We start from the raw sequence: 12374 nt of genomic DNA, 5'->3' as shown, positions 1-12374 counted from the left end.
ACAAGCATGAACGTCTCGAAGGGCTCGGGTAGCCCCTCACGATTTCCCCGGATGAGAGCGGCGTTTCCACGCGTCGCCGCCGGACTGCTCGCCGCCGGCATGGTGCTCGGCCTGGGCGCCCCGGCCAGCGCCGGTACGACTCTTGGCGCGTCGGCTGCGGAGAAGGGTCGGTATTTCGGCGCGGCGATCGCGGCGGGCCGGATGTCGGACAGTCAGTACATGAACATTCTGAACGCCGAGTTCAACAGTGTGACGGCTGAGAACGAGATGAAGTGGGCTTCCACGGAGCCTCAGCAGAATGTGTTCAGTTATGGTAGTGCGGATCGGATCGTGAACCACGCGTTGTCGCGGGGTATGTCGGTGCGTGGTCATACGTTGTTGTGGCATGCGCAGCAGCCGGGGTGGGCGCAGGGCATGTCGGGTTCGGCGTTGCGGAACGCGGCGATCAATCATGTGACGAAGGTGGCCACGTATTATCGTGGGAAGATCCATTCGTGGGATGTGGTGAACGAGGCGTTCGCCGATGGTGGTTCGGGTGGTCGTCGGGATTCTAATCTGCAGCGTACGGGTAATGATTGGATCGAGGCGGCGTTCAGGGCGGCGCGGGCGGCGGATCCGGGCGCGAAGTTGTGTTACAACGATTACAACACGGATGGGATCAACGCGAAGTCGACGGGGATCTACAACATGGTGCGGGATTTCAAGTCCCGTGGTGTGCCGATTGACTGTGTGGGGTTCCAGTCGCATCTGGGGACGACGTTCCCGGGTGATTATCAGGCGAATTTGCAGCGGTTTGCTGATCTTGGTGTGGATGTGCAGATCACCGAGTTGGACGTGATGAAGGGGTCGAACCAGGCGAACGTGTTCGCGTCGGTGACGCGGGCGTGTCTGGCGGTGTCGCGGTGTACGGGTATCACGGTGTGGGGTATCCGGGACAGTGACTCGTGGCGGGGCAGCGACGACGCGCTGTTGTGGGACCGCAGCGGCAACAAGAAGCAGGCCTACCACTCCACCCTGGAGGCGCTCAACGCCGGCGGCGGCAATCCCAACCCGGGTGGCCCGATCGACACCAACGCCTGGTACGTGCTGGTCAACCGCAACAGCGGCAAGGCGTTGGACGTGTACAACCTGGCCACGAACGACGGCGCGCGGATCACCCAGTGGACCCGTAACAACGGCAACCAGCAGCAGTGGCAGTTCGTCGACTCCGGCGGCGGCTACTACCGGGTCAAGTCGCGGCTGTCCGGCAAGGTCCTCGACGTCAACGGCGCGTCCACCGCCAACGGCGCGGCGATCATCCAGTGGTCCGACCACAACGGCAACAACCAGCAGTTCCGGGTGGCGGACTCGGGCGGCGGCTACCTCCGCCTGATCAACCGCAACAGCAACAAGGCCCTGGAGGTGCAGGGCGCCTCCACCGCCGACGGCGGCAACATCGTGCAGTACGACGACTGGGGCGGCGCCAACCAGCAGTGGCAGCTCGTCCGGATCGGCTGACCACGGCCGTACCGGCTCGGTCCGGCCGTTCGACCAGACATCTCATGTCTGGTCGAACGGCCGGTACCGCCATTGGCGGCAACAATCCACCTGCCGCGGCAGACGTTCACAGCGACGCCGCTGGCTGCCCGGTCTGACATCGGATGTCTCAGGGCTGGCCCTGCGGGCCAGCGCAATTCGCGGCGTCCCGCCAGGTCCAGTCCGCCGTTCAGTCGGCGCTGCGTGCTCGAAGCCCTCAGCGCCACCGAGTCTGACCGGCGGCGCGGTGAGCCTCGTGCCCCGCCACGTCCCACCGTGGTGGGGCACGGTTCGTGCGGAGGGTAGAGGTGTCAGATGTATCGGACGGATGGCGCGCGGATCAAACCGGGGCGACGGACCGGTGCCACGTTCGCTCTGGACACCCCCGGATGCCTGATCTATAAAATACATCTGATGTATCCCGTCCGCTCCTGACACGGCCGGCGTCGGCAGAACCACCGGCTCGACCCGTCGACCGACCTGCTGACGGACCGGCCCTCGGGCGCTTCGGCCGGTCCGGGCCGCGCGACCGTACCGATGCACACCACCACGAAGGGACACCGGTGAACCGGAAAGCTCTGCTGAGCCTGACACTGACGACGATGCTCGGCGCGGCCCTGGCCACGGCGGGCTGCGGCAACGGGAACTCCGCCGGCGGCGAGGGCGGCAAGCCCCTCGTCGGCGTCGACTACCCGCGTTCGGACACCGACTTCTGGAACTCCTACATCAAGTACGTGCCGCAGTACGCGGGCGAGTCCGGCGTCGACCTGAAGACGACCAACTCGCAGAACGACATCGCCAACCTCATCTCGAACACCCAGACCTTCATCAGCCAGGGGGTCAAGGGGGTGGTGATGGCCCCGCAGGACACCGCGGCCATCGCCCCGACCCTCGCCCAGCTCGAACAGAAGGACATCCCGGTCGTCACCGTCGACACCCGTCCGGACACCGGCAGGGTCTTCATGGTGGTGCGCGCGGACAACCGCGCCTACGGCACCAAGGCCTGCCAGTTCCTCGGCGCCAAGCTCCGCGGCCAGGGCAAGGTCGTCATGTTGCAGGGCAGCCTGGACTCGATCAACGGGCGGGACCGCACCGAGGCGTTCAACGAGTGCATGAAGAAGGAGTTCCCGGGGATCACCGTCTTCGGCGAGGCCACCGACTGGAAGAGCGACGTCGCCGCGGCGAAGCTGCAGACCCGCCTCGCGTCGGACCCGGACGTCAAGGGCATCTACATGCAGTCCTCGTTCGCGCTGTCGGGCACCCTCCAGCTCCTCAAGCAGAAGGGCCTGCAGGTCCCGCCGTCGGACCCGGAGCACGTCTTCATCGTCTCCAACGACGGCATCCCCGAGGAGCTCAAGAACATCAAGGACGGTCTGATCGACGCCACCGTCAGCCAGCCGGCCGACCTGTTCGCCAAGTACGGACTCTTCTACGTCAAGGCGGCGATGGACGGCAGGACCTTCCAGCCCGGCCCCACCGACCACGACAGCGTCATCGTCCAGGTCCGTGAGGGCCTGCTGGAGGACCAGCTCTCCGCCCCGCTGGTGACCCAGGACGGCGCGTCGATCGGCGGCGAGCCCACCCTCAAGTACGACGACACCTCACTGTGGGGCAACGCCGGATGACGGCCGCCGCGCACCACCCGACCGACGGGCCGGCCGCCGCCGACCGGCCCGTCGTGGAGGCCGTGGACATCACCAAACGCTTCGGCTCCACGCTGGCCCTGGACGGCGCCGGCATCCTGGTCCGGCGGGGGGAGACCCACGCGCTCGTCGGACGTAACGGCGCGGGCAAGTCCACTCTGGTCAGCATCCTCACCGGCCTGCAGACCGCCGACGCCGGCGCGGTCGCCTTCGACGGCCGGCCGGCGCCACCCCTCGGCGACCGGGACGCCTGGCGGCAGCGGGTGGCCTGCGTCTACCAGAAGTCGACGATCATCCCGACGCTGACCGTCGCGGAGAACCTCTTCCTCAACCGGCACGCGCGGGGCCCGGGCCGGTTGATCCGCTGGAACGCGGTACGCCGGCAGGCCGAGCAGTTGCTCGCCGGCTGGTCGGTCGACGTCGACGTACGCCAGCCGGCCGCGACGCTCTCGGTGGAGCAGCGGCAGTTCGTGGAGATCGCCCGGGCGCTCTCCTTCGGCGCGCGGTTCATCATTCTCGACGAGCCGACCGCACAGCTCGACGCCGCCGGGATCAACCGGCTGTTCGAGCGGATCCGGGACCTGCGCGCCCAGGGCGTGACCTTCCTGTTCATCAGCCACCACCTCCAGGAGATCTACGAGATCTGCGACCGGGTGACGGTCTTCCGCGACGCCCGCCACATCGTCACCGCGCCGGTGGCCGGGCTCAGCCGTTCGGCGCTGGTCGGGGCGATGACCGGTGAGGACGTCAGCCTGCCGGACAGCGTCCAGCGGCCGGCCCCGACGCGGCAGCGGGTGCTGCTGTCGGTGCGGGACCTCACCACCCGGTCCGGCGCGGAGCTCTCCCTGCAGGCGCGGGCCGGCGAGGTCGTCGGCATCGCGGGCGGCGGCGGAAGCGGGAAGGTCGAGGTGGCCGAGGCGATCGTCGGGCTGGCCCGGCCGGTCGGGGGGAGCGTCACCCTCGACGGCCGGGCGCTGCGCCCGGGCAGCGTGCCCGACGCGCTCGACGCCGGGGTCGGTCTGGTGCCGCAGGACCGGCACCGGGAGGGCCTGGTGCCGGGGCTGTCCATCGCGGAGAACGTCACCATGACCGTGCCGCAGCGAATCGGTCGGCACGGGTTGATCTCGCCGGCCCGACGGGACGCCCTGGCCCGGCGGACCATCGCCGACCTGGCCGTGAAGGCGTCCGGCCCGCAGGCGCCGGTGGCCGACCTGTCCGGCGGCAACCAGCAGAAGGTCGTGATGGGCCGGGCCCTGGCCAGTGACCCGAAGCTGCTGGTGCTCATCACGCCCACCGCCGGGGTCGACGTGCGCTCCAAACAGACCCTGCTCGGCGTCGTGGACGACGTGTGCCGGCGGGGCGCCGCCGTGCTGGTCGTCTCCGACGAACTCGACGACCTGCGCATCTGCGACCGGATCCTGGTGATGTTCCAGGGCCGGGTGGTCCGCGAGATGGCCCACGGCTGGAGCGACAACGACCTGGTAGCCGCCATGGAAGGGGTCGATCTCGACCATGTCTGACACACTCTCCCCGACCGCCACGCCCCCCGCCACGTCCCCGCCGCCACCGCCGCGCAGGCTGGCGCTCGCGCGGCTGCGGGACCTGGCGCTGGTGCCGGCGATCGTCGCGGTCGCCATCGTCGGCGCGATCGTCAACCCGGTCTTCCTCAGCTCCGACAACATCATCAACGTGCTGCAGAGCATGTCGGAGATCTCCATCGTGGTCCTCGCCGAGACCATCGTGCTGATCACCGGCAAGATGGACCTCTCCCTGGAGTCCGTCTTCGGCCTCGCCCCCGGGGTCGCGGCCTGGCTGATCATCGACCCGGCGCTCACCCACGGCCTCGGGCTGAACGCCCTGCCGGACGCGCTGGCGATTCCGTTGGTCCTGCTCGTGGGGGCGCTCGTCGGGGCGTTCAACGGGTTGCTGATCGTACGGTTCGGTCTCAACGGTTTCATCGTCACGCTGGGCATGCTCATCGTGCTGCGCGGGCTGTTGACCGGCATCTCCGGCGGCAAGACCTTCTTCGCCCTGCCGGAGACGATGACGTACCTCGGCTCGGCGTCCTGGCTGGGGGTTCCGGCCTCGATCTGGGTGTCGCTGCTGCTCTTCGCCGCGGGCATCGTGGTGCTCGGCTTCACCCGCCCGGGGCGTGCCCTCTACGCCATCGGCGGCAACGTCGACGCGGCGCGCGCGGCGGGCATCCGCACCGACCGGATCCTTTGGGCCAGCCTGGTGGTGGCCGGCATGCTCGCCGCCCTGGCCGGTCTGCTGATGAGCGGGCGGCTCGCGGCGGTGCCGGCCGCGCAGGGCGACGGCGCGATCTTCCAGGTGTTCGCGGCGGCGGTCATCGGCGGTGTCAGCCTCAACGGCGGCAAGGGCAGCGTGTTCGGTGCCTTCACCGGCGTCCTCCTGCTGTTCATGATCATCAACGTGTTGACGCTGGCCGGAGTGCCCGCCCAGTGGACCAACTTCCTCAACGGCGCGGTCATCCTGGTCGCGCTGGTGGTCTCCCGGATCACCGGCGGCAAGGCCCAGACGTGAGACGAACCACCGGGGGCGGCCGACCGTCCGGCCCGGCCGCCACCCGCCGTACCCCTGTCGACACCTCGCCGCCCGACCCGGGCGGCGCCGAATCCGCCGTCGCCCACCCGGCGGTGCCGACCGACCTCCAGGAGCACCGGTGACCGAACGCATCTCGTCCGTGGAAACCATCGACGTACGGTTTCCCACGTCCCGCCACCGCGACGGGTCCGACGCGATGAACCCGTTCCCCGACTACTCGGCCGCGTACGTGGTGCTGCGCACCACCGCCGGCGCCGAGGGCCACGGGCTCGTCTTCACCGTGGGCCGGGGCACCGAGATCCAGGTCGCGGCGGTGCGGTCGTTGGCCGGGATGGTCGTCGGCCAGCCGGTCGACGAGCTGGTCGCCGACCCGGGCGCGCTGGCGCGGCGACTCATCGGCGACAGCCAGATCCGCTGGCTGGGCCCGGAGAAGGGCGTCGTGCACATGGCCGCGGGCGGTCTGGTCAACGCGGTGTGGGACCTCGCCGCCCGGCGGGCCGGCAAACCGTTGTGGAAGCTGCTCGCCGACCTCACCCCGGAGCAACTGGTGGCGCAGGTCGACTTCCGCTACCTGCGGGACGCGTTGACCCGGGACGAGGCGTTGGAGCTGCTGCGGGCCGCCGCCGACGGACGGGCGGAACGCGAACGGCGGCTGTTGGCCGAGGGCTACCCGGCCTACACCACCACCCCCGGCTGGCTGGGCTACGACGACGAGAAGCTGGCGCGGCTCTGCGTGGAGGCCGTCGCCGCCGGCTACGACCTGATCAAACTCAAGGTCGGCGGCGACCTCGCCGACGACGTACGCCGGATGGGCATCGCCCGGCGGGCCGTCGGGCCGGACATCCGGCTCGCGGTCGACGCCAACCAGATCTGGGGGGTGCCGGACGCCATCGGCTGGATGCGCGAGCTGAGCCCGTTCGACCCGTACTGGATCGAGGAGCCCACCTCGCCGGACGACGTGCTCGGCCACGCCGCGGTGCGCCGGGCCCTCGCGCCGGTCAAGGTGGCCACCGGCGAGCACGTGCACAACGCGGTGATGTTCAAGCAGCTCCTGCAGGCCGGCGCGGTGGACGTGGTGCAGATCGACGCCTGCCGGGTCGGCGGGGTCAACGAGAATCTCGCGATCCTGCTGCTGGCGGCGAAGTTCGGCGTGCCGGTCTGCCCGCACGCCGGCGGCGTGGGCCTCTGCGAGCTGGTGCAGCACCTGGCCATGTTCGACTTCGTGGCGGTCAGCGGCAGCACCGACGACCGGGCCATCGAGTACGTCGACCACCTGCACGAGCACTTCGTGGACCCGGTGCGGCTGCGTGGCGGCCGGTACCTGGCGCCCACCGCCCCCGGTATGAGCGCCGAGATCGTCGCCGGGTCACTGGCCGCGTACCGTTTCCCGGACGGCCCCGAGTGGGCGACCGCCGCGACCCCGGTCCCCGCGGCGACGTCCTGACCGGCCGACCCGCCCACCACCACCGGAGGTCACGTGATCATCGACGCGCATCACCACCTGTGGCAGCCCGAACACGGCTACCACTGGCTGGACGAGCCGGGGCTGGCGGCGATCCGCCGGCCGTTCACCCCGGCCGACCTGACCACCGAGCTCACCGCGCACGGCATCGACGCGACGGTGCTGGTCGAGGGGGGCCGCTGCCATCCCGACGAGGCGGTCGAGTTCCTGGGCTGGGCGGCGGACACCCCCGCGATCGCCGGGGTGGTGGCCTGGATCGACGTCGCGGCCGACGACGTCACGGCCACCGTCGAGCGGTACCGCGGCCTGCGCGGCGGCGACCTGCTGGTGGGGCTGCGCGCCCAGGTGCAGGGCGAGCCGGACCCCCACTACCTCGACCGCCCCGAGGTGCGGCGCGGGCTGGCCGAGATCGGCGCGGCGGGGCTGGCGTTCGACCTGGTGATCCGGGTCGACCAGGTCGCCTCGGCGGCGCGGGCCGCCGAGGCGGTGCCGGAGCTCGGGTTCGTGCTGGACCACCTGGGCAAGCCCCGCATCGACGAGGGTGGGGCGGGGCTGCGCCGGTGGCGCGGCCCGTTCGCGGCGCTGGCCGCTAACGCCAACGTCACCGCCAAGCTCTCCGGTCTGGTCACCGAGGCCGGGCCGGGCTGGAAGCCCGACGACCTGCGACCGTTCGTCGCGGTGGCGTTCGAGGAGTTCGGCGCCGAACGTCTGATGTTCGGGTCGGACTGGCCGGTCTGCCTGCTGGCCGCTGACTACGGCACGGTCCACTCGGCGCTGGTGGAGTGCCTGCCCCCGTTGACCGAGGCGGAGCGCCGGGACGTCTTCGCCGGCACCGCGATCCGCGCCTACCGGCTGGCCGGGCGGGTGGGATGACGACCTACCGGCCGGTCGGCCCGGCGCAGCGGACGTCCGGGGCGGGCGCCGACGCCGCCCCCTGTCCGGGGGCTACCGCGGCGGCTGCTCCGGCCGCGGGGCGGCCAGCACCGTACGCAGCCACGCCTCGGAGGTGTTGACGTGCATCAGGGCGCTGGCCTGGGCGAGCAGTTGGTCGCGGGAGCGTAGCGCGAGGTAGATCGCGTGGTGCTCCTCGATCGTCGTGTGCGCCGAGTTCCCCTCGATCAGCCCACGCCACACCCGGGCCCGCAGGGTGCGGCTGGACAACCCGTCCAGCAGCGACGTCAGCGTCTCGTTGCCGGTGGCCGCGATGACCGTGCGATGGAAGGCCGTGTCGAACTGGATGAGCTTCTCGGCGTCGTCGGCCGCCGCGCGCATGTCCTCCAGGATCCGGGCGAGCTCGTCGAGGTCCCGCTCGGACATGCGCAGCGCCGCCGTCCCGGTGGCCACCGGCTCCAGCATGCGGCGCACCTCCATCACCTCCAGCAGGGTGTCGTCGCGCAGCAGCTCCACGGCGACGCCGAGCCCCTCCAGCAGCAGTCGGGGGGCGAGACTGGTGACGTAGGTGCCGTCCCCGCGGCGCACGTCGAGCACCCGGGCGGACTCCAGGACCTTCACCGCCTCCCGTACGCCGCTGCGCGACAGGCCGATCTGCGCGGCGAGCTGGTGCTCCGGTGGCAACCTCGTGCCGGGGGGCAGCTCGCCGCTCTGGATCATGCCCCGGATCTTCGCGATCGCCTCGTCGGTCAGTGCCACGAGCTTCCCTTCACACACGCCGGCCGGATCGCGTCGGTGCCCAGCCCTGGACACCGACGATCCACTCCACTATAAAGACATCAGATGTCTCCCCGTCGTCACGATACCCTGATCACGCGGCACGACCGGGCCGCCACCGCCCCGACCGAGGAGCACGAGTGACCCGCGGCGCCCGCTACGTCGGCGACCGCCTTCGTCGCCCTGGTCGTCGAGGCGGCGGCTGGCTCGCCCGCTGACCGTCGCGGCCGGAACGGACCCGGCACGTGGTGGATCGACTGTTCGTTACCGGCTCTTGACGAACTTAATGTTATCGATAACATAGAGGTCGATGGTCGTCGTTGGCGCAGGTTACACCGTGCCGGCCTCCCGCTCCGAGCGTCGTCTGTGTGAGCGCTCACACGCGTCGCGACAAAGTGTGTCACCACCTACGGCCGATCGCCGAACATCGGTGACGAACCGCCGCCGGTCCGGCGCCGACCGGGCCAGCGGCGGGAGGAGGACGGATGGGCCGTGGAGGGGCCGGCGCCGACGACGGCCGTCCCTCTGACGCCGCGCCGCCACGGACGCCAGCCGCTGACCCGCACCTGTCAGCGGCGCCGCGCCGTCGCCGCGCGACCGCCACCCCACCACCACCGATCCGCTTCCGTACGGAGGACCATCGATGTCAGACGTAACCCGACGGCACGTGCTCAAAGCCGGCGCGGCAGGCGCGGGAGGCGCCCTGCTGCCGGTGTCCCTGGCGGCCGCCGCCCAGGCCGCCCCGTCCGCGTCGGCCGGGCCCAGCGCCGCCGCCAGCGACCTCACCCTCTGGTACGACAGGTCGGCCGGCACGGACTGGCTGCGCGCCCTCCCGGTCGGCAACGGCCGCCTCGGCGCGATGGTCTTCGGCAACGTCGACCGGGAGCGGCTGCAACTCAACGAGGACACCGTCTGGGCCGGTGGTCCGCACGACCCCAGCAACCCGAACGGCGCGGGCGCGTTGGCGGAGATCCGGCGGCTGGTCTTCGCCAACCAGTGGACCCAGGCGCAGGACCTGATCAACCAGCGGATGCTCGGCCGGCCGGTGGGCCAGTTGGCGTACCAGCCGGTCGGCAACCTGAACCTGACGTTTCCCAGCGTCACCGCGACGGAGTACCGCCGTGAGCTCGACCTGACCACCGCGACCACCACGACGACCTACCTGGCCAACGGCGTCCGGCACCGGCGTGAGGTGATCGCCAGCGCGCCGGACCAGGTGATCGCCATGCGGATCACCGCAGACCGGGCCGGGTCGATCAGCTTCACCGGCGTCTTCGACAGCCCGCAGCGTACGACGATCTCCAGCCCGGACGGCCGCACGGTGGCGCTGGAGGGCACCTCGGGCAGCATGGAGGGGATCACCGGCCAGGTCCGCTTCCACGCGCTGGCCCGGGTGATCGCCGACGGTGGCACGGTCAGCAGCTCCGGCGGCACCGTGCGGGTGACCAACGCCAACAGCGTGACGGTGCTGGTCTCCATCGGCTCCAGTTACGTCAACTACCGCAACGTGGGTGGCGACCACCAGGGCATCGCCCGGCGGCACCTCGACGCCGCCACCGCGCGCACCTGGGACGACCTGCGCAGCCGGCACGTGGCCGACCACCAGACGCTGTTCAACCGGGTCTCGATCGACCTCGGCCGTACCTCGGCGGCCGACCGGACGACCGACGTGCGGATCGCCCAGCACGCGAGCAGCACCGACCCGCAGTTCTCCGCGCTGCTGTTCCAGTACGGCCGGTACCTGCTGATCGCCTCGTCGCGGCCGGGCACCCAGCCGGCCAACCTCCAGGGCATCTGGAACGACTCGATGACCCCGTCCTGGGACTCGAAGTACACGATCAACGTGAACCTGCCGATGAACTACTGGCCGGCGAACACGACGAACCTGCCCGAGTGCCACCAGCCGGTCTTCTCGATGATCAACGACCTGGCGACCGCGGGCGCCCGCACCGCCCAGGTGCAGTACAACGCCCGGGGCTGGGTCACCCACCACAACACCGACGCCTGGCGGGCCACCTCCGTCGTCGACGGCGCGTTCTGGGGCATGTGGCAGACCGGCGGCGCGTGGCTGGCCACCATGATCTGGGACCACTACCTGTTCACCGGGGACGTCGAGTTCCTCCGGGTGAACTACCCGGCGTTGAAGGGCGCCGCCCAGTTCTTCCTGGACACCCTGGTCACCGAGCCGACCCTCGGCTACCTGGTGACCAACCCGTCGAACTCACCGGAGCTGGGCCACCACCAGGACGCCAGCGTCTGCGCCGGCCCGACGATGGACAACCAGCTCCTGCGGGACCTGTTCGACGGCTGTGCCCGGGCCAGCGAGATCCTCGGCGTGGACGCCGACTTCCGTACCCAGGTCCGGGCCACCCGGCAGCGGCTGGCCCCGATGAAGGTCGGCTCCCGGGGCAACGTGATGGAGTGGCTCTACGACTGGGTGGAGCCCGAGCGGACCCACCGGCACGTCTCGCACCTGTACGGCCTGCACCCCAGCAACCAGATCACCAGGCGGGGCACCCCGCAGCTCTTCGAGGCCGCCAAGCGCACCCTGGAGCTGCGCGGCGACGACGGCACCGGCTGGTCCCTCGCCTGGAAGATCAATTTCTGGGCTCGGTTGGAGGACGGCGCGCGGGCGCACAAGCTGATCCGGGACCTGGTACGCACCGATCGGCTCGCGCCGAACATGTTCGACCTGCACCCGCCGTTCCAGATCGACGGCAACTTCGGCGCGACCTCCGGCATCGCCGAGATGCTGCTGCACAGCCACAACAACGAGCTGCACGTCCTGCCGGCGCTGCCGACGGCGTGGCCGTCCGGCCAGGTCTCCGGGCTGCGCGGCCGCGGCGGCTACACCGTGGGCGTGACGTGGAGCAACGGCCAGGCCACCGAGATCCAGATCCGGGCCGACCGGGCCGGCACGGTCAACGTGCGCGGCCGGGCATTCACCGGCGCCTTCGAGGTGACCGACACGACGAGCGGCGGCGCCGTCACGGTCACCAAGCCGGAGACCGACGTCATCGCCCTGCCCGTCCAGGCGGGCCGGACCTACCGGGTGACGGCGGCGGCCGCCCCGCCGCAACAACCCACCGGGTACGTCCGGATCGGCAACGCCGCGACCGGCCTGGTCCTGGACAGCGGCGGCAACGTCGCCTCCGGGTCGAACCTGAAGCAGTGGAACTGGGACGGCAGCAACAACCTCCAGTGGCAACTGGTCGACGCCGGCGGGGGCTGGTACCGCATCGTCAACCGCACCAACGGCATGGTCCTGGACAGTTGGGGCAACACCGCCAACGGGGCCAACGTCCGCCAGGCCGCCTGGAACGGCGGCAACAACCAGCAGTGGCGGCTCGCCGACGTCGGCGGCGGTCGGCAGCAGATCGTCAACCGGGGCACCAGCACCGCCCTGGACGGCATGGGCAACGCCACCGTGGGCTCCGCCGTCTGCCTGTGGGCGCCGAACACCAGCCCCAACAACCAGTGGACCGTCACGAACCTGTGACGGCCGTCGCCGGACGTGCCCC

Annotated in this window: 9 protein-coding genes; 8 read left to right on the top strand and 1 reads right to left on the bottom strand. The window is 70.7% G+C overall.

Going from position 1 to position 12374, the window contains the following annotated elements:
• Window positions 1-99: 99 nt before the first annotated feature.
• From O7606_RS06230 to O7606_RS06200, 7 genes are all read left to right on the top strand, one after another.
• Window positions 100-1497 (top strand): endo-1,4-beta-xylanase, encoded by a 1398-nt coding sequence (locus tag O7606_RS06230; protein ID WP_281599515.1) that lies wholly within the window; start codon window positions 100-102, stop codon window positions 1495-1497.
• A gap of 581 nt (window positions 1498-2078) precedes the next feature.
• A complete protein-coding gene (locus O7606_RS06225; protein WP_281598107.1) occupies window positions 2079-3140 on the top strand; it encodes a sugar ABC transporter substrate-binding protein in 1062 nt (353 codons plus the stop codon).
• Entirely contained in the window at window positions 3137-4678 is a 1542-nt protein-coding gene (locus O7606_RS06220) for a sugar ABC transporter ATP-binding protein (RefSeq protein WP_281598106.1), read from the top strand. The genes O7606_RS06225 and O7606_RS06220 overlap by 4 nt, the downstream gene beginning before the upstream one ends.
• Window positions 4671-5702, top strand: a complete 1032-nt coding sequence (locus O7606_RS06215) for an ABC transporter permease (RefSeq protein ID WP_281598105.1) — start codon at window positions 4671-4673, stop codon at window positions 5700-5702. The genes O7606_RS06220 and O7606_RS06215 overlap by 8 nt, the downstream gene beginning before the upstream one ends.
• A complete protein-coding gene (locus O7606_RS06210; RefSeq protein WP_281598104.1) occupies window positions 5699-5845 on the top strand; it encodes a hypothetical protein in 147 nt (48 codons plus the stop codon). Before O7606_RS06215 ends, O7606_RS06210 begins: the two co-directional genes overlap by 4 nt.
• Window positions 5842-7167, top strand: coding sequence for an enolase C-terminal domain-like protein (locus tag O7606_RS06205; protein WP_281598103.1), 1326 nt, complete (start codon window positions 5842-5844; stop codon window positions 7165-7167). Before O7606_RS06210 ends, O7606_RS06205 begins: the two co-directional genes overlap by 4 nt.
• A gap of 33 nt (window positions 7168-7200) precedes the next feature.
• Entirely contained in the window at window positions 7201-8058 is an 858-nt protein-coding gene (locus O7606_RS06200) for an amidohydrolase family protein (protein ID WP_281598102.1), read from the top strand.
• Between the two features lie 72 nt (window positions 8059-8130).
• Here O7606_RS06200 and O7606_RS06195 read toward each other — a convergent pair whose 3' ends face one another.
• The gene (locus tag O7606_RS06195; protein WP_281598101.1) at window positions 8131-8835 is read right to left on the bottom strand and encodes a FadR/GntR family transcriptional regulator; all 705 of its coding nucleotides are present in this window, start codon (window positions 8833-8835) and stop codon (window positions 8131-8133) included.
• A gap of 661 nt (window positions 8836-9496) precedes the next feature.
• On the opposite strand from O7606_RS06195, the gene O7606_RS06190 reads away from it, so the two are divergent.
• The gene (locus tag O7606_RS06190; RefSeq protein WP_281598100.1) at window positions 9497-12352 is read left to right on the top strand and encodes a glycoside hydrolase N-terminal domain-containing protein; all 2856 of its coding nucleotides are present in this window, start codon (window positions 9497-9499) and stop codon (window positions 12350-12352) included.
• The last annotated feature ends 22 nt before the right edge of the window (window positions 12353-12374 follow it).

The organism is Micromonospora sp. WMMD882, from assembly GCF_027497255.1.
Taxonomy (GTDB): Bacteria; Actinomycetota; Actinomycetes; order Mycobacteriales; family Micromonosporaceae; genus Micromonospora.
The sequence above is the reverse complement of the archived record's forward strand: the minus strand, read 5'-3'. Positions and strand labels throughout refer to the sequence as shown.